Here is a 22,650-nt window from a genome sequence, read left to right as displayed (position 1 = left end):
TGAGGTAAATATGAACAGACGACCTAACGATCCGCAACGGCGGGAAAGGATCCTGCAGGCCACCCTGGACACCATTGCCGAACACGGCCTGAACGCCGTCACCCATCGCAAAATCGCCAGCTGCGCCGGAGTGCCGCTGGGGTCGATGACCTACTATTTTGCCGGTATGGACGCGCTGCTCGAGGAGGCCTTCACCTGGTTTACGCAGCAGATGTCGGTGCAGTACCGCGAGTTTTTTGCCGGTGTAACGGGCCCGGAAATGGCCTGTGATTCCATCACCACGCTGATCTACAGCTCTGAAGTCACCACGCCGCACAATATGGAGCTGATGTACCAGCTGTACGCCTTTATGAACCGCAGCCCGTCGTTAAAAACCGTGATGCAGGACTGGATGAAAACCAGCCAGACCGTGCTGGAGCAGTGGTTTGATCCGGTCACCGCCCGCGCGCTGGATGCCTTTATCGAAGGGATGACGCTGCACTTTGTTACCGACCGACAGCCGCTTTCAAGGGAACAGTTGAGAGCGATGGTGGGGCGGATTGCGGGGGAGGGCGGCTGAGCGCAAGTTGTTCAAATTTTATGCACGATTATGCGGGACGCAAAGGGCGGGAAAATGCCACTTTCTGTATTTTACCCGGGTATAATTTGACGGTAATTACCTGCCAGTATACCTTTTTGTTTTTACCCGGATAAAAAGGTAACTCATGTCCACCATCACCCTTACCGCCTTCTGGCGGAACCAGCAAATCGCGCACGGCAGCCTGAGCGAACTGTTGCAGCAGCTACAATCCGCTAACATCGGCAGTGAAACCGTTTTCATCTTTAACGATCGCAGCGGAAAACGCCTCGATATTCACGTTAATGGGGATATCCCCAGCGCCCTGGCGGTTTACCCGGAGCTGGCGGAAAGCAACGTTGTTAAATCCCGCGGACGGCCAAAACTGGGCGTGTCGGCGAAAGAGGTGACCCTGTTGCCCCGTCACTGGGAGTGGCTGGCCACGCAACCCGGCGGGGCGTCCGCCACGCTGCGCAGGCTTATCGATCAGGCGAGGAAAACCGCCAAACCGGTGGATAACAAGCGTCAGCGGCACGATCGCGCCTATCACTTTATGTACGAGATGGCGGGGGATCTTCCTGGCTATGAGGAGGGCATTCGCGCGCTGTTTGCCGACGATGAGGCGGCGTTTACGGCGTGTATTGCCGGCTGGCCTGAGGATCTCCGCCGGTACGCGCTGCGGTTAGCCTTTGGGAAAGACGAGGAGAGTCCGGGTAGCTGAAAATCTCTACAAATGTAAATTTTTGTGCAATTTACTGCGAAGTGTTAATTGTAGTCATTTGATTTTAATGCAATTAAATTTCATCTTTGGTTTCTCTTCTCCCGCCGGGCAACAAAACGCAGAAGGATACGCTACGCTTTGTAAACCATCCTGCGGCAAGCGTTTTTTACCTCTTCTGCGGACGTCGCCACCAAACACCGGGGAAGCCACTATGACCCTTAGTCATGAAGATGATGTAAAAATGCTGTTGTCTGCGTTTGAGCAACGTCTCGAACACCTTCTGCCCGCGGGGGAGCAGGAAGGGCAGGTCTATGCCGCCATGCGCGATGCCACGCTGGTCGCCGGTAAGCGAATGCGCCCCCTGCTGCTGCTGCTGGCGGCGCGGGATATGGGCTATAAAATCGATTTAACGGGCCTTCTCGATCTGGCCTGCGCCATTGAGATGGTCCACGTCGCCTCCCTGATCCTCGATGACATGCCCTGCATGGACAATGCCACGCTCCGACGCGGGCGGCCGACGATTCACTATCAGTATGGCGAACATGTGGCGATCCTGGCGGCAGTGGCGCTGCTCAGCCACGCTTTTTGCGTTATCTCCCGCGCGCCTTTGCTGACCCATGAAGTTAAAGCGCGCGCGACGGCTGAGCTTTCGTCGTCGGTTGGACATATGGGGCTGGTGCAGGGGCAGTTTCGCGATCTGAGCGAGAGCCGTCAGAGCCGAAATGCCGATGAGATCCTGCTGACCAACGAGCTCAAAACCAGCAGCCTGTTCAACGCCACCCTGCAGCTGGCAGCCATTGCGGCCGACGCGCCGCCTCAGGTGAGTGAGCGTCTGCGCTTTTTCGCCCGCGACCTCGGCCAGGCCTTCCAGCTGATTGATGACCTGACGGATGGCTCAAACGCCAACGGCAAAGATCCCCATCAGGATAAAGATAAATCGACGCTGGTCGCCGTGCTCGGCGCTGAAAGCGTGTTCCTGCGCCTGCGCGAGCACGTGCGCAGCGCCGATCAGCATCTCGCGACCGCCTGTCAGCCGGGAGATACCACCCGGCACTATGTTCACGCCTGGTTTGAAAAACAGCTGACGCTGATCAGCCAGAGCCTGTCGTTATCCCTGTCGGAGTGTCAATGAGCAGCCTGTCGCAACGTAAAAGCGATCATCTCGATATCGTACTGAACGGCACGCCCGGCACAAAAAAGTGTACCAGCGGCTTCGAAAAATGGCGTTTCGGGCACTGCGCCCTGCCCGAACTGCATCTTGATGAGATTGACCTCTCGACTTCACTGTTTGGCCGGACCCTCAACGCGCCGCTGTTGATAAGCTCCATGACCGGCGGCACCCGCCGGGCGAGCCAGATCAACCAACATCTGGCCACCGCCGCGCAGGCGCTGGGCCTGGCGATGGGGGTAGGCTCCCAGCGCGTGGCGCTTGAGAGCGAGGCCAGGCACGGCCTGACGCGCGAGCTGCGCGCCTTTGCCCCGGACATTGTGCTGATGGCGAACCTCGGCGCGGCGCAAATCGCCGGGCGACAGGGGCTCGACTATGCTCAGCGCGCCGTCGAGACCCTCGCGGCGGATGCGCTGATTATCCACCTCAACCCGCTGCAGGAGGCGCTGCAGCACGGCGGGGATCGCAACTGGTACGGGGTTATCGACGCTATCCATCGCACCGTGGAGGCGCTGCATGTCCCGGTGGTAGTCAAAGAGGTGGGCAACGGGATTTCGGTGCCGGTGGCCCGCCAACTGGCTGCAGCGGGCGTGGCGATGCTCGACGTTGCCGGTGCCGGGGGCACCAGCTGGGCGGCGGTGGAGGGCGAACGCGCCGTCACTGCGCATGCCCGGGAAGTGGCGATGGCCTTTGCCGACTGGGGCATTCCCACCGCGACGGCGCTGCAGGATCTGCATCAGGCGCTGCCCGACATGCCGCTGGTGGCCTCGGGCGGGATCGCCAACGGCATCGAGGTGGCAAAAGCGATCCGCTTAGGCGCAAGCGTAGTGGGCCAGGCCGCCGGAGTGCTGCACAGCGCGTTGACCTCCAGCGAGGCGGTTATCGACCATTTTCAGGTGATCATCGACCAGCTGCGCGTCGCCTGTTTCTGCACCGGGAGCGCAAACCTGGCGCAACTGCGCCATGCCACGCTGGTGGCCCAGACCTGATGGCGCCAGCGTGGGACCTCATCCTGGCAGGGGGCGGGCTGGCAAACGGGCTGATTGCCTTACGCTTGCGACAGCAGCGCCCCGAACTGCGCGTGCTGCTCCTCGAGGCCGACAGCCAGCCTGGGGGGAATCACACCTGGTCCTTTCATGAGGCCGACCTCACCCCGGAACAGCATCAGTGGCTGGCCCCGCTGGTGGCCCATCGCTGGCAGGGCTACGACGTCCGCTTTCCCGGACTCAGCCGCACCCTTGCCGGGGAGTATCTCAGCATCACCTCCACACGTTTTGCCGATGTGCTGACCGGGACCTGTGGCGACACTCTGCATACCCACGCCGTTATCACCGCGCTCACCCCGACGTCGGTGACGCTTGCCGACGGCACAACGCTGCAGGCCCGGGCGGTCATCGATGGCCGGGGCTACAGGCCGGACAGGCATCTCCACACCGGCAGCCAGTCCTTTCTCGGGCAAGAGTGGCGTCTGAGCCAGCCTCACGGCCTGACGCGACCGATCCTGATGGACGCCACGGTCAACCAGCAGGGCGGGTATCGCTTTGTCTACACGCTGCCGCTTTCCGCCACTGAGCTCTTAATCGAAGACACCCACTACGTTGACGCCGCTCGCCTGGATCTGGACGTCTCCCGGCAAAACATCGCTGACTATGCCCGTCAGCAGGGCTGGGCGCTGGAGCGCCTCAACCGTGAAGAGCAGGGCCATCTGCCGATTATGCTGGCGGGGGATTTCCAGGCCAGCTGGCAGGCGAAGGATAAACAGCCGTGCAGCGGCCTGCGCGCCGGGCTGTTTCATGCCACCACCGGCTATTCGCTGCCCCACGCGGTGGCGCTGGCCGAGGCCATTGCCGCAAGCGCGGAGATCGACGCGGCGACACTTTTTTCCGTTATCCATCGCTACGCCCTGCGCCAGTGGCGCGAGCAGCGCTTTTTCCGCACCCTTAACCGCATGCTGTTCCTGGCGGGGGATGCCGATAAACGCTGGCAGGTGATGCAGCGGTTTTACTCTCTTAACGAAGGGCTGATCGCCCGCTTTTACGCCGGGCAGATAACCCTGGCCGATAAAGCGCGGATCCTGGCAGGTAAGCCCCCGGTTCCCGTCGGCGAAGCGATGCTCGCCATACTGAAACTCACTCCCCGGATGCGAGCGTTTCACCATGAATAAAACAGTGATTATTGGCGCCGGTTTTGGCGGATTAGCGCTGGCCATTCGGCTGCAGGCGCAGGGCATCGACACGCTTCTGCTGGAGCAGCGGGATAAGCCCGGCGGCGCGCCTACGTTTATCAGGATAACGGCTTCACCTTTGACGCCGGGCCGACGGTGATAACCGATCCCAGCGCCATCGAAGAGTTATTCACCCTGGCCGGCAAACGCATGGCGGATTATGTCGAGCTGCTGCCGGTAACGCCTTTTTATCGCCTGTGCTGGGAGACGGGCGAAGTGTTTGATTACGACAACGTGCAGACCCGGCTGGAAGAGCAAATCCGCCGTTTCAATCCGCGCGACGTGGAGGGCTATCGCAAGTTTCACGCCTACTCCCGGGAGGTGTTTAACGAGGGGTATCTCAAACTCGGCACGGTGCCGTTCCTCTCATTTCGCGACATGCTCCGCGCCGGGCCGCAGCTTACCCGTCTGCAGGCCTGGCGCAGCGTCTACAGCATGGTCTCGCGTTTTATCGAGAACGAACAGCTGCGCCAGGCGTTCTCCTTTCACTCCCTGCTGGTGGGGGGCAATCCGTTTGCCACCTCGTCGATCTATACCCTGATCCACGCCCTTGAGCGTGAGTGGGGCGTCTGGTTTGCCCGCGGCGGGACCGGGGCGCTGGTGCAGGGGCTGGTGAAGCTCTATCAGGACCTGGGCGGCGAACTGCAGCTGAATGCAGAGGTGACCCGGCTGGAGGCCGAGGGGGATCGCATTAGCGCCGTCACGCTGAAAGATGGCCGGACGATCCCGACCGCGGCGGTGGCCTCCAATGCCGACGTGGTGCATACCTATGAAAAGCTGCTGGGGCATCATCCGACGGGGGCGGCGCGTGCGGCGTCCCTTAAGCGCAAACGCATGAGTAATTCGCTGTTTGTGCTCTATTTTGGCCTGAACAAGCAGCACGATCTGGCCCATCATACGGTCTGTTTCGGGCCGCGCTACAAAGCGCTGATCGACGAAATTTTCAATAAAAACGCCCTGGCGGAGGATTTTTCCCTCTACCTTCACGCCCCCTGCGTCACCGATCCCTCCCTGGCACCGCCGGGCTGCGGCAGCTATTACGTGTTAGCCCCGGTGCCCCATTTAGGCACGGCGGCTCTCGACTGGGCCGTCGAGGGGCCGCGCCTGCGCGACAGGATTTTTGCCTATCTCGAAGCCCACTACATGCCGGGGCTGCGCAGCCAGCTGGTGACCCACCGCATGTTTACCCCGTTTGATTTTCGCGACCAGCTGGGTGCGCATCTGGGATCCGCCTTTTCGGTCGAACCGATCCTGCGCCAGAGCGCCTGGTTCCGGCCGCACAATCGCGACAGCCGGATCCCCAATCTGTACCTGGTCGGCGCCGGTACGCATCCGGGAGCCGGTATCCCCGGGGTGATCGGCTCGGCAAAAGCGACGGCAGGACTGATGCTGGAGGCGCTCTCCCGATGAACACGACCCTGATGGATCACGCCACCGACACCATCGCCGTGGGCTCGAAAAGTTTTGCCACCGCGGCGAAGCTTTTTGATCCCGCCACCCGACGCAGCGTGCTGATGCTCTACGCCTGGTGCCGGTACTGCGACGACGTGATCGATGGGCAGGAGCTGGGGTTTAGCGCCGCGCCTGTCGACAGCGCCCTGGCAGAAGAACGTATGGAGATGCTCAAAAACCAGACCCGACGCGCCTGGGAGGGGGCGGAGATGAGCGAGCCCGCCTTTGCTGCTTTTCAGGAGGTGGCGCTGGGCCACAACATCCCGCTCCAGCTGGCGTACGATCATCTCGACGGCTTTGCTATGGACGTGCGCGAGACTCATTACGAGACGTTAGACGACACCCTGCAGTACTGCTATCGCGTGGCGGGCGTGGTCGGATTGATGATGGCGAGGGTGATGGGCGTGCGCGACGAGGCGGTGCTCGATCGCGCCTGTGATTTAGGCCTGGCGTTCCAGTTGACCAATATCGCAAGGGATATTGTCGATGATGCCCGGGTTGGCCGCTGCTATCTGCCCGCTCAATGGCTGGCAGAGGCGAAAATCGACCCGCAGGCGCTTGCCGCATCGCAGACCCGCGAACCGCTGGCGGCTCTTGCCCAGAGGCTGGTGGCGGAAGCCGAACCTTATTATGCCTCTGCCCGGCAAGGGCTGGCCGGGCTGCCTCTGCGATCCGCATGGGCGATTGCCTCGGCGCACGGGGTGTACCGCGAAATTGGCGTGAAGGTGAGCGCGGCGGGGCCCCGCGCCTGGGATACAAGGCAGGGCACCAGCGACCTTGAAAAAGCAGGCTTACTGCTGAAAGGCGCCGGGCTGGCGCTTACTTCTCGTTTTGCGACGCCGACGCCGCGCCCGTCCGGGCTCTGGCAGCGCCCTCGCTAGTCGCGCGACGCGCCTTGCGCTGGCGTAAGGTGGCCTGCAGTTTGTCTATCGGCGGCGCATACAGAAATCCAAAGGAGACGCACTCCTCCTTGCCCCGTACCGCGTGGTGCAGACGGTGCGCCAGATAAAGACGCTTGAGATAACCCTTGCGCGGAATATAGCGAAACGGCCAGCGCTGATGCACCAGCCCGTCATGCACTATAAAGTAGAGCGCGCCGTATGCCGTCATCCCGGCCCCAATCCACTGCAGCGGCCATATGCCCCAGGTCCCCAGCGCAATCAGCACAATCGCCAGCACGGCAAACACCACGGCGTAGAGGTCGTTCACCTCAAACCAGCCCGTGCGCGGCTCGTGATGCGATTCATGCCATCCCCATCCCCAGCCGTGCATGATGTACTTGTGGGCAAGGGCAGCGATTAACTCCATGGCGGCAACGGTTAAAAGCACAATCACTGTGTTGTACAACGCGAGCATTGGGGCTCCTTGGGCTCGGGATGAATTTAGCTGACAGTTAAGCGTAACACCTAATTGGGGAAAGGGTGGGAAGGCAGATGGGAAGCGACGTTGTGAATGTTGAGGGGGCGGATTTCAGGCAACAAAAAACCCATTTATGTAAACGGGTTAGTGAAAACAATCACTTGTAAGATAATCAATAAGTTAGATTGGTGGTAAGGAGTGGCGATTACAGGCAGTGCCAACCGTTGCCGCCACTCTGAATATGTAGCCTTAATAAATTGCGTCTCAATCTTTGATCGGTACCCAAGCTTTTTTGTTAGGGTTCCATCGTTTGGTCATATCCAGAGTAAGTAGGGCTACCAGAGTACCCCCACGATAACCTCCCTCAATTGCGTCTTTGACGACACCTCCGCTTAAACCTCGGTTATAACTAACCTTAATTTCAGCCACACCATCCAGAGGTTCAGCTAAAGTCATTATTAACGTATCGTGAAACACAGGTAAGCCATCAGCGCCAGTAGTAAGGGGTCTTTGTGTATACCAATACGAGTGTCCACGTGCGTTAGCAAGGTCTTCTGCATATCTTTCCATCACATCCAGCGTGTAGTACTTGTCTCCATTATCTTTCTTGGATTTTCTAGCCCATTCATCATAGGAAATGAAATAGCTCACGACATCTTTCTGGTACTGCTGGTTATCTTTCCAGGCGCTATATTGAAGCCAGCCTGCAACCGAGCCTACGAGCAGAACTACAACGGAAAGTAAAATTAATGAGATACGTAACACTGTTTTTTTGTGTTGCCCGATTAGACGCCAAATAACGATAACCAAGACAACAGCAACGAGAAAAAGAACGATCTGAGACATCAGCATTCTTGCCTAAATGAGAGATTTAAAGAGTGTTATGCGGAATTATACATGCGAGATTTAAGTTGTCATGAACAACATATTGGTTGAATGTGGAACGGTAATGTCGCTTACGAAATAAACGCAGGGCATTTTCAGGGGGCCAGGTACGCATAGCGCATAGTCATTTTATCTCCTGATGCCCCAAGATGTTCTGCAAAGCAAGAATGATGGGCCCGACATCATGAAGTGTGCTGCAAATGTTTGGCGCAGAACGTAGGTGAGTTGCGCGTGCGGAAGAACGATGAAAGTTTTCACCATCTTCCTTTGGTGAGTTTTCTTACTGCCATAAAAAAGCCCTCATCTCTGAGGGCTATATTTAACTGTGTGTCGCCCAGTTATCAATGTAAGCTTACGACGATTCGTACATAACTAAGCGACCACTAACTCCTCATTTTCTTTTATGGCCATATTACGTTCATTCTCAATGGCTAACGATTCTCTGTACTCTTTAGCTTCTGCAAACATCGTCCAATGTGCATCAATACTCATTTCTTGAATCGTGGATTTGATCTCTTTAATGCCTACGTTAAAGAACTCTTTGCGAGAGTTAACTTTGTTTACCTGCTTATCGTTAAACACTTTGTGAAGATGGTTTTCAAGTGTAGGGGCATCATCACTGTAGATCATTGCATGGACATCGAACGAGAATGGGACACTAGCATCCCCAAGTTCACGAACGCGATCAAGTGGTTCGAGTCTTCGCGTCATCCCAATCTTATAAACATTTTCACCAAATGAACCGATATTACTTATCACATAGACGTGACCTGAGCGTGTTTGCTGCGCCATCGAAATGGCTCGTTGGTTTTTGGCTTCAGCTTCTTCGTATTTAATTTGTAGTTCAGCCAGTTTCTGTTCGAGGGCTATACGTTGTTCTTCGCCTGCGAGCATCAGTTCTTTTGTTGCTTTATCAATGGCTTGTTGAATTGCCTTTTCTTCTTTTTCAGCTTCCTTTATCGCTTTCTCATACTCACGACGAGCTTTTTCTTCTTCACGCAATTGCTCTTTGATTCGTCTTTGCTCTTCTCTTTCTTCGAGCATAATTTCATTTACACCAACCCCCCATTTAAGCTCGTTGAGTCGGGCCTGTAAGTATATATCGGTGATCCTGGCAGACCTAAAGGCTGAACCGTTAAAATTCACCAGCTCAAATGCATCTTTTATTTCTTGGGATAATTTACCGTAGTTATTATGTTTAATTTTTGAAAGGGTGCTGTCGACCTTTCCATTAAAAGCATCTAGTACAAATTTAATTGCGGTGTTTCGTCTGTTCTGTTCGACATACTCACAGCTCGCCGCTTTGCTCGTTTTGATAAGAGACTTAGTTAACTCCCTCGCTTTTTGCAGCTCTTTCCCAGCATCCGTAAATTCATAGTTTTCTGCCAGTTCGTCCAAAACGCTACGGTTAGGAACTATCCATTCATCACCGTATCCCTCTATTTTATTTTTCATAGACTTAGCTACTGCTTCATAAGTCTTAGCAAACTCTTTTGCTTCATATGCAGAACCAGCAATTTCTTTCGCACGGGCTTCTGCATTTGCAATTATTTTTATTGCATTATCGTTCGCATTGGAGATCAATTCATCGGCTCTGTTACTGGCTTTGTCTAGCTGCTCTCTGGCTTTCAAACGAGTGTCGCGAGCATCCTTAGTGAGTGCAGTTGCTTCCCTGTTTGCATTGCTAATAATAAATTGAGCTTGGCTATGCGCTTCGTTGATGGTTCTTGCAGACTTAACTTGGGCTTGCTCAATTTTTTCTTTCGCTAAAGAATCAGCGATTTTTATCTTATTATCAGCAACCAGTACTGCATCATGCAATTCTTGATACTTCCATAAGGATGACGCCTTGCCTTCCAGTTCGGAGTGTTCTTTTAAAGCTTGCGCTAAATTCTCTTCAGTCTGGCTGAGCTTCTCTTGATTTTGGCTCAACTGATTTGATAAGGATGCATTGGTATGAGTAAGAGCATCCACATCAGTTTTGTACTTTTTTTTCTGTTTGATATGCATGATCAGCAAAACAAAAGAAATTAGAACTGCCAATAATAGGGCTGTAAAAAGTGAATCCATTACATAATCCTTTACATTAGTGATTTGAAGATGCTGTTTTAATTAAGCAAGCAATCCCATCAATACTTAGTTGATTTCTAAACGATTAGGCTGACTCTGTCTATGAGTTATGCTCATCTCATTCCACTTGCATCGCTTGCTCAACAACTTCTGCAACTTTGCTCCTGCTAAAGCCTCTTTCGTCCGCGATCTCCATCATTTTTGCTTCCATCATGGCCTTGCTACGCATAGCCGAAAGGATTGGCTTAAAGGGATGATTATTTCCTTGAATGTTTAAGGGCAGTGAGATGCTGCTAATCAGCGTTTCTTCCAGTATCCAGGGCTCTTCATCTGCCACCCAATATACTTTTGCATTCTTCTCCATCCATCGATCCAGCCATTGCTCACCTGAATGGGTAAATGTTGTTCTGGTTCCAGAGCCCACCCGGCGGAGCGGATAATTACTTTCCGTAGCAAGTAGAACGCCAAGCGTGCGCCTGAGCGTCGAGCCTTCTGCATTCCCGCTGTAATGCGTTTTGATGCGTGTTTTCAGGTTGGCACGACTGTTGGGTTTTCCTTTCTTATCCGGTGAAATACCAACATAGAGCAGCGTGTAACCATCCTGCGTCAGACAACCTTCCGTAGGAACACCTGGAGGTATTTCTTTAAACCACCAGAAATAGACTCCATTGACCGCGGGAACAGGCGTCGGTCGGCTCATGACTTCTGTCCTGCTGAATGTTTTTTCAGGATAAAACTTGAACACTGATATTCTCCGGGAAGATTGATTTCCGGTAGTTTAGGGGATCGCGCGATGGGATGAGTTGATTTAGTGATGGGTAATGCTGAGTTTAAAGGTAACGATGCAGGAAGTGGATGCCCGGAAGGACCGTATCTACTGAAAATGGTTGAAGTTGACGGATTTCAGGCAACAAAAAACCCATCAACCTTGAACCAAAACGGCGGGGTTGATGGGCTCCACAAATTGGGGACATCAAAGAAAAGCAGTGGCAATAGTTATGACTGACGTCTGGGGGAAAAGTTCTGCGCATAGCGAAAATTTTTTCGCCATTGCGCAAATTTTTTTATCCCAGCCCCGGCCAGATGATGATGATTAGCGTGCCCGCGAGGGTTAACAGCACGTTAGCGATAGCATAGGTGCCAGCATACCCCAGCGCGGGAATGTTGCTCCGCGCGGTATCGCTGATGATTTCCATTGCCGGGGCGCAGGTACGGGCCCCCATCATCGCGCCAAACAGCATGGCGCGGTTCATGCGCAGCACATAGGCGCCGAACAGGAAACAGATAACCACCGGCACCAGGCTGACGATCAACCCGGCCACCAGCATCTGCCAGCCTACCGCGCCCAGGCTGTGGCCAATGCCGCTGCCCGCGCTTAGGCCGACGCCCGCCATAAACACCATCAGGCCGAACTCTTTCACCATGTTCAGCGCGCCCTGGGGAATGTAGCCGAAGGTCGGATGGTTAGCACGCAGGAAGCCGAGCATAATCCCGGCAAACAGCAGACCGGCAGCGTTGCCGATACCAAAGCTAAAGTTGCTGAACTGGAAGGTGATCATCCCAATCATCAGGCCGACGATAAAGAAGGCGCAGAAGGCGAGCAGATCGGTCACCTGGCTGTGAATAGAGATAAAGCCGATGCGGTCGGCAACGGTCTTAACGCGGCGCGTGTCGCCGCTCACCTGCAGCACATCGCCTTTGTTCAGGACGATGTTGTCATCGATAGGCATCTCAATCTGGCTGCGGATCACCCGGTTGAGGAAGCAGCCGTGGTCGGTCAGTTTGAGCTGTGCCAGGCGGCGGCCAACGGCGTTGTGGTTTTTAACCACGATCTCTTCGGTGACGATGCGCATGTCGAGCAGGTCGCGGTCGAAAACCTCTTTACCGTTACGGAAGCTGGGGTCGAGACGGGCGTGGGCATCCGGGTAGCCGACCAGGGCGATGTCGTCGCCCATCTGCAGTACCGCGTCGCCGTCCGGGTTTGCCAGAATACCGTTGCGGCGGATGCGTTCGATATAGCAGCCGGTCTGGCGATAAATGCCCAGCTCGCGCAGGTTTTTGCCGTCGGCCCAGGCTACCAGCTCCGGGCCGACGCGGTAGGCGCGGATCACCGGCAGGTAGACTTTGCGTTTGCTGTCGGTATCCAGACCGCGCTCGCGGGCGATTTGCTGGGCGCTGGTCTGCAGATCCTGATGCTGCAGTTTAGGCAGATAGCGTGCGCCGACGATCAGGCTCACCAGACCGATCAGATAGGTCAGGGCATAGCCGAGGCTGAGGTGATCCAGCGCCAGCGACAGCTGGGCGTTATCCAGGCCGAGATGACGCAGCGTATCCCCTGCGCCAACCAGCACCGGCGTGGAGGTCATCGAACCGGCCAGCATCCCCGCCGTCAGGCCGATATCCCAGCCAAACACTTTGCCTAAGCCTAAGGCGATCAGCAGGGCGCTGCCGACCATCACCAGCGCCAGCATCAGGTAATTTTTGCCGTCGCGGAAGAAAATAGAAAAAAGTTGGGGCCAGCTTCAACACCGACGCAAAAAATAAACAGCATAAAGCCTAAATTAAGCGCATCGGTGTTAATACTGAAATGCTGCTGGCCTAATAATAATGAGACGACTAAAACGCCAATAGAATTACCCAGTTGGATTGACCCCAGGCGTAATTTACCCAGGCAGAGGCCCAGTGCCAGCACCACAAATAACAGCAGGATGTAATTGCCGTTTAACAATTCTGCGACGTTTATGTTCACGAAGGATAACTTCTTGTTTACCAGTAAGTGGTTGAAGGGACAGGTGATTTAGGCTACTGTTTGCCCAGCGTTGAGGAGCGCCTGGCTCCTGACCGCACACTATAATATATATCGCAAAATAATACCAAACTATTACTTTATTTATAACAGACAGCAACATCTGACAGCGATTGCGTTTCGACGCGCCGTTCGGGCAGGGAATGCCATATAACTCATCTGACTGTGTGTCCATCGGACGATAAATGAATTTGCCCGCGAAGTAGGGGGACGATTTGAATATTAAACGTAATTGGTTTGGGGTGGCCTGCTGTTTTTTGCTTTTTACCGGGGTATGCGTCTGCCTGAGGTTTAACGTCAGAGGGGCATTTATTGCCGCCGGGCGTCCTGAGCTGGGATTATTGTTCTTTACCCTGCCGGGCGCTGCCGCCAGCTTTCTTTCCCGTGGAGGGGAGGTCATCCGGCCGCTGGTGGGGGCGATGCTCGCCGCGCCAATCTGTCTGGTGGTGATGCGCCTGCTGTTTATCCCGTCGCGCACGATAGTGCAGGAGATGGCCTGGTTGCTGAGTGGAATTTTCTGGTGTGCGTTGGGGGCGTTGTTCTTTATGTTTGTGCGTCGGGCGCTGGAGAACCGCCGCCTGAGACTAAAAGCGCCCTCAGAGTGAGGGCGCGAAAGGCTTACTGGGCAGCGAACAGCCCCAGGTGCTCTTTGGCGTAGGCTTCAAAATCGGTAAAGCCGCCGATGTGGTTCTGATCGAGGAAGATCTGCGGTACGGTTTCAACCGGCTTACCGACGGTTTTTTCCAGATCGGCTTTGGTGATGCCTTCCGCATGAATGTCCACGTAGCGGTAGTTAAAGTCATCACGCTCGGCGGTCAGCTTTTCTGCCAGATCTTTTGCGCGCACGCAGTATGGGCAACCCGGACGTCCAAAAATTACTGCAAACATGTTCTCTCTCCTGAAACTAAGCCAGACGGCGAATGACGCTATATTGCCGATAACTATCGGTAATGAAAAGCAGGTTCTGCCTCTCAGATTGATATCTTCAGGCTATGTTTGGCCAATTACAGCCTTCGGTTCTTTGCCTATACTGGCGATATTGTCAGTAACGCCTGTACAGAGAGACCGCATGACGCCAGTAATTGATCTTCTTCGTTCCCACCGTTCTATTCGCCACTTTACCGACCAACCCATCAGCGATGCCCAGCGCGAGGCGATTATTGCCGGTGCGCAGGGAACCTCCAGCTCCAGCTTCCTGCAGTGCAGCTCCATCATCCGCATTACCGACCCGGCGATGCGCGAACAGCTGGTGACCCTCACCGGCGGGCAGAAGCACGTGGCTCAGGCGGCGGAGTTCTGGGTGTTCTGCGCCGACTTTAACCGCCATCTGCAAATTTGCCCTGAGGCGCAGCTCGGCCTTGCTGAGCAACTGCTGCTGGGGGTGGTGGATACCGCCATGTTGGCGCAAAACGCCATGACGGCGGCAGAGTCGCTGGGGCTGGGAGGGGTTTACATAGGCGGCATCCGTAACAGCATTGAGGCGGTGACCGAACTGCTGCAACTGCCGAAGCACGTTCTGCCGCTGTTTGGCCTGTGCCTGGGCTGGCCCGCGGATAACCCGGACGTCAAGCCGCGCCTGCCTGCGGCGATGGTGGTGCATAAAAACCACTACCAGCCGGTGGACCCGGAGGTGCTGGCGGAGTACGACGAAGAGCTGGCGAATTACTACCTCAGCCGCGCCACCAACAACCGTCGCGACACCTGGAGCGACCATATCCGTCGCACCATCATCAAAGAGAACCGCCCGTTCATCCTCGACTACCTGCATAAACAAGGATGGGCTACCCGGTAAATGCTCTAGGGCGGTGATGATCTCGCCGCCTTAGATGTCCTGATGCCCCTAAGTGAACTTTTTCTCATGAAGACGAATCACTTTTTGACTGCGATCAAGCCTCCTTTATTACCGCTTCATACTTCCCCAATACATTCATGTGGCTTGTATCAATGATGACCTAGTCAAGGTTACAATCGGTTAAACATTCATTTCGGGTGAAAAACTATGCTAGGTCTTAGTTCAGAAGCTGCTGCTCTTTTAGGTGCTTCTGCTGCTATCGGTATTCCACTAGTTTTCAATTTGATCAAAGAAGTGTGCTTTGACCGAAGAAAACGCAATGCCGAACGCGCGTACATCAGTGTTCAGCTTGTATTCTTATTGGATAAGTTTGCGGGGGATTGTGAGGAGGTTTCATGGGATAGGGGATTTGATGAAAGCGGCCCTGAACCAGATTCACCCGAATATCTCGAAATCCAAGTTGACCCCCCTGTGTTCGATATGAGCACTGTGAAAGGTGAATACAAATACTTGGAACCCTCATTGATTTACAGGCTGCAATCGATTGATGTGGAATTGTTGAAAGTTAAACAGCGACTTCGTGAAATGACCAGTAATCCAAACTTCGGCGCGGAAATCATGGATAAGTACATCTTACTTAGACGCGAACTATACGCTGATGTTGGCTTAACGGTTGTGCAATTGTCAGCAGATATCCGTGCAAAACTGAAGATCGACGTTGATCACGGGTGGAGTTCTAAAGATAGTTTACTTAGAAGTAAAGCCCATATCTGGCGTATCAAATCGAGAGGGGCATTGCGAAGGATGGAAAGAAAAGCGCAAATTAAAATGCGCTTGCCTTTCTGATGTTTAAAAGCAGTTTTTTACTAAGGGTCAATGACCCTTAGTTGAATGTCCATATTGGCTACATCAGACGAGTAAGGCTGGTATATGAAAACAAAATACAAAATCAAATTTATCTACGAAGTATATTTTTAACTTTTACTCTTGAAACTAGATTAAGAAAGGTTTAACCACACACATCATTTGAAGGGTTTACTAAGATCCATTCAAAGAATAAATCACTTCGAGATCACGAGCGAAGCGAGGCATCAAGCGTAGCGCAGATGCTAACCTTAAACACTATCGTTACGTAAACATGATCACTTCGAAGTAATGGTAATTAGATCACTTCATAGATTACGAAGTATTACGTTGCCGCTTCGCGGTCGGTCCTGCGCACCGTGATCATTTCTTTTTATTTGTTATTCGATGAATAATTAGTAACGACTAGTTATGTTTATTTATAGGTGGCGAAACCAGTGATACCGGGCCTCTCAGGGTATCTAAAGTAACAAGTGGATTTTTATAACTGAATGGATATTAATTCTAAGTGAATAGTTTTTTTAAAAAGTGATTTTTAATCCAGTTAAAGTTAATATCGTTCCCGCAACCAGAAGTAACAGCAAACCCAAACCTTCAGATAAGGAGTATCTATGAGTCATGGTAAGGCAGAACCAACTAACACTAACGCTGCTGATTACAAAATCTATTCACGGCTTGATTCTGGGGAGTCGCTCGAAAGCATCATTGCGAATCCACCAACGACCAAACATAGTGTTGTTACATCTGCTTCAAACATTAAGCAAGAATATGGATTCTGGAAAAGGTGGCGTGCAAACAATCCAAAACCGGATTGTGAGTGATTGAACTCTTCCCAGCCGAACAAACAAACGTACAAACCCCAAACCAGCCGGGAAGGCGCTTAATGCTAACACTTGAATTCTGTTTAGCAACTACCTTGAACCACGCAAAAATCAACTGGAACCAACCATGCAGACCACAGATCTATTTTCTATAACTGTTTCAATCAATCATCTATCGGACGTCGTTCAGCAGATACAGGAAATAGCGAAAGAGGCAGGCAATGTTGACTGGCTTAAAGATTATGGTATGCCGATCGGAACTCTATTGCTTTCTGCCGGAATCGCTTATTTTAGTGCTATTTCAGGTTACAAATGGCAAGACAAGTTTCAAGTGAACAAGCTAAAAGTCGATACTGTTAACAAAACCATTATGACCTTTCAAAACATGCAAGGTACGTTATTGAGTCTGAAATCAAATTACGCTAGTTCACTACCAGCCGATCCCTTACAACGCGCCTGTGCAATGCCGAAACTGATTTATTCATATAACCCAGTTGCTTTAAACTACGAACATTTGATTCAAGTAATAATGTCTACAGATGAAAATTTATATCAAAACCCGTGGTTACACATTGCGTCATATATATCAATGCAAGATCAGTTTAATCAATTGAATAAAATAATAGAAGCCCGAAATGAAGTAGACTTCCAAGTTAAGGATGCTTTAGCTACAAAGTATGGTCGAAAAAACTTCACTTTTCTGGAGGTTTTACAAGGGGTTGACCCAATAGCTATGCAGAAATATATTGAGCTAACAGAGGTCATTATTAACATGATTGATAATATGATTGTATCATCGAATGATTTTTTGAATAACTTCCCTCATCTAGCAAAGCAATTGATGGGAAAAAACTTATCAAAGCATTATAAAATGATTAGTGTTTATAAAAACATCTCTGATGCAGCAAAAGAATTACAAAAAAGAACCATTCCTCTAAATGTTACCTTGACAGCGCAGTTATTGAATATTCCTGAAAGTGATGTTCAAGAAAAACTTTGTGATCAAAGTTACACCATACAGACACGAGACATATCGACACATTAAGAATTTTAACATTCTAAATACAGCCATCATTACAAGGAACTCACCTGATGGCTGTACTCACTCAAACATTACTTCAAGCATGGTAAGTAACTCAATACGACAAGCAAGGCGGTAAATGCACTCTGTGTGACCTCCCTTTGGACTCTGTAGGCAAGGCTAACGCCGACCACAATCACCACCCAGGCCATATGCGAGGACTCTTACACGGCCTTTGTAATAGCGTCCTCGAAGGTAAGGTTGCTGGCCTGATGTAGCGGGTAGGCTTGAAAGGCAAAACCGATCTCCCAACGGTGTTACGTAAGCTTGCTGATTACTGGGAACAGGACTACAGCGAACAGCCGATCCATCCTTCGTTTGTTCTTGATCAGTCGAAGCGTTTCGGCAAGTTCACCAGGAAACGAATGATCAAGGAATTGCGCGCCGCTGGTGTTGAAGTCGGATAACCCGGACGTCAAGCCGCGCCTGCCTGCGGCGATGGTGGTGCATGAAAATCACTACCAGCCTGTGGACCCGGAGGTGCTGGCGGAGTACGACGAAGAGCTGGCGAATTACTACCTCAGCCGCGCCACCAACAACCGTCGCGACACCTGGAGCGACCATATCCGTCGCACCATCATTAAAGAGAATCGTCCGTTTATTCTCGACTATTTGCACAAACAGGGCTGGGCTACGCGATAAGTCCATTCATCCCGCGCCTGCCTGCGTGTATGATACGCAGGCTTTTACCAGGTAATGTCTGAGAGGTGCAGGGTGAAAATTGCCATATTGTCCCGGGATGGAACGCTCTGGTCGTGTAAACGCCTGCGTGAAGCGGCGCAGCAGCGCGGCCATCTGGTGGAAATCCTCGATCCGCTGTCCTGCTATATGAATATCAGCCCGGCGGCATCTTCAATTCACTATAAAGGGCGCCAGCTGCCGCATTTCGACGCGGTTATTCCGCGCATTGGCTCGGCAATCACCTTTTACGGCACCGCCGCGCTGCGCCAGTTTGAGCTGCTCGGCAGCTATCCCCTGAATGAATCCGTGGCGATCACCCGGGCGCGCGACAAGCTCCGCTCCCTGCAACTGCTGGCCCGCCAGGGGATCGACCTGCCAATCACCGGCATTGCCCACTCCCCCGACGACACGCACGATCTGATTGAGATGGTCGGCGGCGCGCCTTTGGTGGTCAAGCTGGTTGAGGGCACCCAGGGGATTGGGGTGGTGCTGGCCGAAACCCGCCAGGCGGCAGAGAGCGTGGTGGATGCGTTTCGCGGTCTGAATGCGCACATTCTGGTGCAGGAGTACATCCAGGAGGCGAAAGGGCGCGATATTCGCTGCCTGGTGGTGGGCGATGAAGTGGTCGCCGCCATCGAGCGTCAGGCGAAAGAGGGCGATTTTCGTTCAAACCTGCATCGGGGCGGGGTTGCCCGCGTAGCGGAGATCACCTCGCGCGAGCGTGAGATAGCCCTGCTGGCCGCCAGAACGCTGGGGCTCGACGTAGCCGGGGTCGATATCCTGCGCGCCGACCGTGGGCCGCTGGTGATGGAAGTGAACGCCTCGCCAGGGCTGGAAGGCATTGAGAAAACCACCGGGATTGATATCGCCGGGAAGATGATCGGCTGGATTGAACGCCATGCCACGCCGGAGTTTTGCCTGAAAACGGGCGGATAACTGGCCTGCCGCGCATTGATGCCTGGGCCAGGCACTATTTTTTTAAAGGGGTTCCACCGTTATGGATTCACTCGTAGTACCGACACTTGATACGTTACGCCAGTGGCTGGATAACATGGGCGTCAGCTTTTTTGAATGCGACACCTGCCAGGCGCTGCATCTGCCGCATATGCAAAACTTTGACGGCGTGTTCGATGCCAAGCTCGATCTGATCAATGATGTCATTCTTTTTTCCGCGCTGGCAGAGGTCAAACCCTCGGCGCTGCTGGCGTTAGCATCGGATTTGTCCGCCATCAATGCCAGTTCTTTGACGGTGAAGGCATTTCTCGATATTCAGGATGATAATCTGCCAAAGCTGGTGGTTTGCCAGTCTTTCTCCGCATCCGTAGGGCTGACCTTCCCGCAGTTCGCGGCCTTTATCCAGCAGAGCGAAGAGCAGATATCCATGGTGATGCTTGAAGCCAGCGCCCATCATCTGCTCTACAACGCGGAAGAGGGCGCAGAGCCGCCTGAATCGGCGGGCAATTTTCTGCACTAAACCTGTCTGACATTTAGGCAGTCGCTGTCGTGGCGGCTGCATAACACCCTCTTTTCTGCTGGATTTAACCTTTCTTTAAAGAATTATTCACCGCCATCCCGCCAATTCGGCTTATCACATAGATACTTCTTGCATAAAAAATTGTTAAAAGGCGTTTTTTAATCTGAGCTATAGCTACGGAGACAAGCTACAGTTTATTCTTGCGATGCCGTTAAACGCGAGCAGATACAGCCACCTGAGTAACATCTTCTGCTGTTGGCGGAGTGATAAATCATGCACGTTTCTTGCATAGACTAAGAGTGTTCATTTTTGGTGCGTTTGTTAACGCGCTTTCAGAAGGATTAACGCTATGATCGCTTTAAATAAAAAATGGTTATCGGGTCTGGTTGCGGGCGCGCTGATGGCGGTCTCCGCAGGTACGCTGGCGGCAGAGCAAAAAACGCTGCATATCTACAACTGGTCTGATTATATTGCCCCGGACACGGTGGCCAATTTTGAAAAAGAGACCGGGATTAAAGTCGTCTACGACGTCTTCGATTCTAACGAAGTTCTGGAAGGCAAACTGATGGCGGGTAGCACCGGCTTTGACCTGGTCGTGCCTTCAGCCAGCTTCCTGGAACGTCAACTCTCCGCCGGCGTGTTTCAGCCGCTGGATAAAAGCAAACTACCGGACTGGAAAAACCTCGATCCTGAGCTGCTGAAGCTTATCGCTAAACACGATCCTGACAACAAATACGCCATGCCGTATATGTGGGCCACCACCGGTATCGGCTATAACGTCGAAAAAGTGAAGCAGGTGCTGGGTGCCGATGCGCCGGTCAACAGCTGGGATCTGGTGCTGAAGCCAGAGAATCTGGAAAAACTGAAAAGCTGCGGCGTCTCCTTCCTCGATGCTCCGGAAGAGATTTTTGCCACCGTGCTGAACTACCTCGGCAAAGATCCGAACAGCACCAAAGCGGATGATTACACCGGCCCGGCCACCGATCTGCTGCTGAAGCTGCGTCCAAATATCCGTTACTTCCACTCCTCCCAGTACATCAACGACCTGGCGAACGGCGATATCTGCGTCGCTATCGGCTGGGCGGGGGACGTGTGGCAGGCGGCTAACCGTGCTAAAGAAGCGAAAAACGGCGTGAACATCGCCTATTCAATCCCGAAAGAGGGGGCGATGGCCTTCTTCGACGTCTTCGCCATGCCGGCTGATGCGAAAAACAAAGACGAAGCCTATCAGTTCCTGAACTATCTCCTGCGTCCGGAGGTTATCGCCCACATCTCTGACCACGTCTTCTATGCCAACGGCAACAAAGAGGCCACCAAACTGGTCAGCGCCGAAGTGCGTGATAATCCGGGCATCTACCCACCGGCTGAAGTGCGCGCCAAGATGTTTACCCTGAGCGTGCAGGAGCCGAAGATCGACCGCGTGCGTACCCGCGCGTGGACCAAAGTGAAAAGCGGTAAATAAACGTTTGTCCCAGGCCGGGAAAGCCCAGCGCCCCCGGCTACAGGCGCACCGTTCTGGTGCGCCTGCACCATTTTGATTGATGCCGGAGAGCACCCCGTGAACGACGCGATCCCCCGCCCGCAGGCGAAAACCCGTAAAGCGCTGACCCCGCTGCTGGAAATCCGTAACCTGACCAAATCTTTCGACGGTCAGAACGCCGTGGATGATGTCAGCCTGACTATCTACAAAGGTGAAATTTTTGCTCTGCTTGGCGCATCTGGCTGCGGGAAATCGACGTTGCTGCGCATGCTCGCCGGGTTTGAACAGCCCAGCGCCGGGCAGATCGTGCTGGACGGCGTTGACCTCTCCCGGGTGCCGCCGTATCAGCGCCCGATCAATATGATGTTCCAGTCTTACGCCCTGTTCCCGCACATGACCGTGGAGCAGAACATCGCCTTTGGCCTGAAGCAGGACAAACTGCCAAAAGCCGAAATCACCGCCCGCGTAGCCGAAATGCTGAGCCTGGTGCACATGCAGGAGTTTGCGAAGCGTAAGCCGCATCAGCTCTCCGGCGGTCAGCGTCAGCGCGTGGCCCTGGCCCGCAGCCTGGCGAAGCGGCCAAAACTGCTGCTTCTCGATGAGCCGATGGGGGCGCTGGATAAAAAACTGCGCGACCGCATGCAGCTGGAAGTGGTGGATATTCTTGAGCGCGTGGGCGTGACCTGCGTGATGGTGACCCACGACCAGGAAGAGGCGATGACCATGGCCGGTCGTATTGCCATCATGAACCGCGGCAAGTTCGTGCAGATTGGCGAGCCGGAAGAGATCTACGAGCACCCGACCACCCGCTACAGCGCCGAATTTATCGGCTCCATGAACGTGTTCGAAGGGCTGCTGAAAACGCGTGAGGAAGACGGGCTGGTGCTCGACTCCCCGGGGCTGATCCACCCGCTGAAAGTGGCGGTGGACAACTCGGTGGTTGATAACGTCCCGGTCTACGTGGCGCTGCGTCCGGAAAAAATTACCCTCTGCGATGCCCCGCCCGCCGATGGCTACAACTTTGCCGTGGGGGAGGTGGTGCATATCGCCTACCTCGGCGATCTCTCCATCTACCACGTCCGCCTGAAGAGCGGCCAGATGATCAGCGCCCAGCTGCAGAACACGTATCGCTACCGCAAAGGGCTGCCGACCTGGGGTGACGAGGTGCGTCTGTGCTGGGAAGCCGATAGCTGCGTTGTGCTGACGGTATAAGGAA

21 protein-coding genes and 5 pseudogenes are annotated in these 22,650 nt (G+C 53.6%); 19 read left to right on the top strand and 7 right to left on the bottom strand.

Features of this window, described 5'->3' with window-relative positions:
• Positions 1-10: 10 nt before the first annotated feature.
• From K5I40_RS17860 to crtB, 7 genes and pseudogenes are all read left to right on the top strand, one after another.
• On the top strand, positions 11-559 hold the full coding sequence (locus tag K5I40_RS17860) for a TetR/AcrR family transcriptional regulator (protein WP_223075032.1): 549 nt from the start codon (positions 11-13) through the stop codon (positions 557-559).
• Positions 560-704: 145 nt separating this feature from the next.
• A complete protein-coding gene (locus K5I40_RS17855) occupies positions 705-1,277 on the top strand; it encodes a DUF2239 family protein (RefSeq protein WP_223075033.1) in 573 nt (190 codons plus the stop codon).
• A gap of 211 nt (positions 1,278-1,488) precedes the next feature.
• Positions 1,489-2,409, top strand: coding sequence for a polyprenyl synthetase family protein (locus tag K5I40_RS17850; protein ID WP_223075034.1), 921 nt, complete (start codon positions 1,489-1,491; stop codon positions 2,407-2,409).
• Positions 2,406-3,434, top strand: coding sequence for a type 2 isopentenyl-diphosphate Delta-isomerase (gene fni / locus K5I40_RS17845; protein WP_223075035.1), 1,029 nt, complete (start codon positions 2,406-2,408; stop codon positions 3,432-3,434). The genes K5I40_RS17850 and fni overlap by 4 nt, the downstream gene beginning before the upstream one ends.
• Positions 3,434-4,609 carry a lycopene beta-cyclase CrtY gene (gene crtY / locus K5I40_RS17840; RefSeq protein ID WP_223075036.1) on the top strand — a complete coding sequence of 392 codons (1,176 nt, stop codon included), beginning with the start codon at positions 3,434-3,436 and terminating at the stop codon, positions 4,607-4,609. The genes fni and crtY overlap by 1 nt, the downstream gene beginning before the upstream one ends.
• A pseudogene (locus K5I40_RS17835) lies at positions 4,602-6,079 on the top strand (phytoene desaturase). Before crtY ends, K5I40_RS17835 begins: the two are co-directional and overlap by 8 nt.
• Positions 6,076-7,002 carry a 15-cis-phytoene synthase CrtB gene (gene crtB / locus K5I40_RS17830; protein ID WP_223075038.1) on the top strand — a complete coding sequence of 309 codons (927 nt, stop codon included), beginning with the start codon at positions 6,076-6,078 and terminating at the stop codon, positions 7,000-7,002. Before K5I40_RS17835 ends, crtB begins: the two are co-directional and overlap by 4 nt.
• Here crtB and K5I40_RS17825 read toward each other — a convergent pair.
• The 6 genes and pseudogenes from K5I40_RS17825 to K5I40_RS17800 all read right to left on the bottom strand — a co-directional run bounded on the left by K5I40_RS17825 (position 6,941) and on the right by K5I40_RS17800 (position 13,184).
• Complete coding sequence (locus tag K5I40_RS17825) at positions 6,941-7,477, bottom strand: sterol desaturase family protein (protein WP_039029591.1); 537 nt, start codon at positions 7,475-7,477, stop codon at positions 6,941-6,943. The genes crtB and K5I40_RS17825 overlap by 62 nt on opposite strands.
• A 267-nt stretch (positions 7,478-7,744) precedes the next feature.
• The gene (locus K5I40_RS17820; RefSeq protein ID WP_223075039.1) at positions 7,745-8,326 is read right to left on the bottom strand and encodes a hypothetical protein; all 582 of its coding nucleotides are present in this window, start codon (positions 8,324-8,326) and stop codon (positions 7,745-7,747) included.
• Between the two features lie 134 nt (positions 8,327-8,460).
• Positions 8,461-8,626, bottom strand: a pseudogene (locus K5I40_RS17815) (site-specific integrase); the annotation flags it as partial.
• A 111-nt stretch (positions 8,627-8,737) separates the two neighbouring features.
• The gene (locus K5I40_RS17810) at positions 8,738-10,375 is read right to left on the bottom strand and encodes a DUF4041 domain-containing protein (protein ID WP_375540645.1); all 1,638 of its coding nucleotides are present in this window, start codon (positions 10,373-10,375) and stop codon (positions 8,738-8,740) included.
• 178 nt (positions 10,376-10,553) lie between these two features.
• Complete coding sequence (locus K5I40_RS17805; RefSeq protein ID WP_251929798.1) at positions 10,554-11,180, bottom strand: GIY-YIG nuclease family protein; 627 nt, start codon at positions 11,178-11,180, stop codon at positions 10,554-10,556.
• Between the two features lie 319 nt (positions 11,181-11,499).
• A pseudogene (locus tag K5I40_RS17800) lies at positions 11,500-13,184 on the bottom strand (aspartate:alanine antiporter).
• Positions 13,185-13,456: 272 nt separating this feature from the next.
• On the opposite strand from K5I40_RS17800, the gene K5I40_RS17795 reads away from it, so the two are divergent.
• A complete protein-coding gene (locus tag K5I40_RS17795) occupies positions 13,457-13,846 on the top strand; it encodes an inner membrane protein YbjM (protein ID WP_223075042.1) in 390 nt (129 codons plus the stop codon).
• Between the two features lie 13 nt (positions 13,847-13,859).
• Here K5I40_RS17795 and K5I40_RS17790 read toward each other — a convergent pair whose 3' ends face one another.
• Positions 13,860-14,129, bottom strand: a complete 270-nt coding sequence (locus K5I40_RS17790) for a GrxA family glutaredoxin (RefSeq protein ID WP_039029552.1) — start codon at positions 14,127-14,129, stop codon at positions 13,860-13,862.
• A 181-nt stretch (positions 14,130-14,310) separates the two neighbouring features.
• Between K5I40_RS17790 and nfsA the strand changes: the two genes are divergently transcribed.
• The 11 genes and pseudogenes from nfsA to potG all read left to right on the top strand — a co-directional run bounded on the left by nfsA (position 14,311) and on the right by potG (position 22,646).
• A complete protein-coding gene (gene nfsA / locus K5I40_RS17785; RefSeq protein ID WP_223075043.1) occupies positions 14,311-15,033 on the top strand; it encodes an oxygen-insensitive NADPH nitroreductase in 723 nt (240 codons plus the stop codon).
• Between the two features lie 207 nt (positions 15,034-15,240).
• Positions 15,241-15,879: a hypothetical protein gene (locus K5I40_RS17780; RefSeq protein ID WP_223075044.1), complete on the top strand. Its 639-nt coding sequence runs from the start codon at positions 15,241-15,243 to the stop codon at positions 15,877-15,879.
• 629 nt (positions 15,880-16,508) lie between these two features.
• A complete protein-coding gene (locus K5I40_RS17775; RefSeq protein WP_223075045.1) occupies positions 16,509-16,718 on the top strand; it encodes a hypothetical protein in 210 nt (69 codons plus the stop codon).
• A gap of 127 nt (positions 16,719-16,845) precedes the next feature.
• On the top strand, positions 16,846-17,763 hold the full coding sequence (locus K5I40_RS17770; RefSeq protein ID WP_223075046.1) for a hypothetical protein: 918 nt from the start codon (positions 16,846-16,848) through the stop codon (positions 17,761-17,763).
• Positions 17,764-17,870: 107 nt separating this feature from the next.
• Positions 17,871-18,017, top strand: a pseudogene (locus K5I40_RS24155) (endonuclease domain-containing protein); the annotation flags it as partial.
• Positions 18,018-18,026: 9 nt separating this feature from the next.
• Positions 18,027-18,206 carry a hypothetical protein gene (locus K5I40_RS17765; RefSeq protein ID WP_223075047.1) on the top strand — a complete coding sequence of 60 codons (180 nt, stop codon included), beginning with the start codon at positions 18,027-18,029 and terminating at the stop codon, positions 18,204-18,206.
• Positions 18,199-18,441: pseudogene (locus tag K5I40_RS17760) on the top strand (oxygen-insensitive NADPH nitroreductase); the annotation flags it as partial. The gene K5I40_RS17765 and the pseudogene K5I40_RS17760, both read left to right, overlap by 8 nt.
• 72 nt (positions 18,442-18,513) lie before the next feature.
• Positions 18,514-19,416 carry a 30S ribosomal protein S6--L-glutamate ligase gene (gene rimK / locus K5I40_RS17755; RefSeq protein WP_251931027.1) on the top strand — a complete coding sequence of 301 codons (903 nt, stop codon included), beginning with the start codon at positions 18,514-18,516 and terminating at the stop codon, positions 19,414-19,416.
• A gap of 61 nt (positions 19,417-19,477) precedes the next feature.
• Entirely contained in the window at positions 19,478-19,954 is a 477-nt protein-coding gene (locus tag K5I40_RS17750; RefSeq protein ID WP_138369481.1) for a YbjN domain-containing protein, read from the top strand.
• Between the two features lie 349 nt (positions 19,955-20,303).
• Complete coding sequence (gene potF / locus K5I40_RS17745; RefSeq protein ID WP_223075048.1) at positions 20,304-21,416, top strand: spermidine/putrescine ABC transporter substrate-binding protein PotF; 1,113 nt, start codon at positions 20,304-20,306, stop codon at positions 21,414-21,416.
• Between the two features lie 96 nt (positions 21,417-21,512).
• A complete protein-coding gene (potG, locus tag K5I40_RS17740) occupies positions 21,513-22,646 on the top strand; it encodes a putrescine ABC transporter ATP-binding subunit PotG (RefSeq protein WP_039029547.1) in 1,134 nt (377 codons plus the stop codon).
• Positions 22,647-22,650: the final 4 nt, after the last annotated feature.

It is taken from the genome of Leclercia sp. LTM14 (genome assembly GCF_023736175.1).
GTDB classification, from domain to species: domain Bacteria; phylum Pseudomonadota; class Gammaproteobacteria; order Enterobacterales; family Enterobacteriaceae; genus Enterobacter; species Enterobacter barmai.
Note: the sequence above shows the minus strand (reverse complement) of the source record. Positions and strands in the feature narration are given on the sequence as shown.

Bases quoted from the DNA above. Each gene is read 5' to 3' on its own strand.
- K5I40_RS17860 (WP_223075032.1), top strand. From the start codon at position 11: ATGAACAGACGACCTAACGATCCGCAACGGCGGGAAAGGATCCTGCAG.
- K5I40_RS17855 (WP_223075033.1), top strand. From the start codon at position 705: ATGTCCACCATCACCCTTACCGCCTTCTGGCGGAACCAGCAAATCGCG.
- K5I40_RS17850 (WP_223075034.1), top strand. From the start codon at position 1,489: ATGACCCTTAGTCATGAAGATGATGTAAAAATGCTGTTGTCTGCGTTT.
- fni (WP_223075035.1), top strand. From the start codon at position 2,406: ATGAGCAGCCTGTCGCAACGTAAAAGCGATCATCTCGATATCGTACTG.
- crtY (WP_223075036.1), top strand. From the start codon at position 3,434: ATGGCGCCAGCGTGGGACCTCATCCTGGCAGGGGGCGGGCTGGCAAAC.
- crtB (WP_223075038.1), top strand. From the start codon at position 6,076: ATGAACACGACCCTGATGGATCACGCCACCGACACCATCGCCGTGGGC.
- K5I40_RS17825 (WP_039029591.1), bottom strand. From the start codon at position 7,477: ATGCTCGCGTTGTACAACACAGTGATTGTGCTTTTAACCGTTGCCGCC.
- K5I40_RS17820 (WP_223075039.1), bottom strand. From the start codon at position 8,326: ATGTCTCAGATCGTTCTTTTTCTCGTTGCTGTTGTCTTGGTTATCGTT.
- K5I40_RS17810 (WP_375540645.1), bottom strand. From the start codon at position 10,375: ATGCATATCAAACAGAAAAAAAAGTACAAAACTGATGTGGATGCTCTT.
- K5I40_RS17790 (WP_039029552.1), bottom strand. From the start codon at position 14,129: ATGTTTGCAGTAATTTTTGGACGTCCGGGTTGCCCATACTGCGTGCGC.
- nfsA (WP_223075043.1), top strand. From the start codon at position 14,311: ATGACGCCAGTAATTGATCTTCTTCGTTCCCACCGTTCTATTCGCCAC.
- K5I40_RS17780 (WP_223075044.1), top strand. From the start codon at position 15,241: ATGCTAGGTCTTAGTTCAGAAGCTGCTGCTCTTTTAGGTGCTTCTGCT.
- K5I40_RS17775 (WP_223075045.1), top strand. From the start codon at position 16,509: ATGAGTCATGGTAAGGCAGAACCAACTAACACTAACGCTGCTGATTAC.
- K5I40_RS17770 (WP_223075046.1), top strand. From the start codon at position 16,846: ATGCAGACCACAGATCTATTTTCTATAACTGTTTCAATCAATCATCTA.
- K5I40_RS17750 (WP_138369481.1), top strand. From the start codon at position 19,478: ATGGATTCACTCGTAGTACCGACACTTGATACGTTACGCCAGTGGCTG.
- potF (WP_223075048.1), top strand. From the start codon at position 20,304: ATGATCGCTTTAAATAAAAAATGGTTATCGGGTCTGGTTGCGGGCGCG.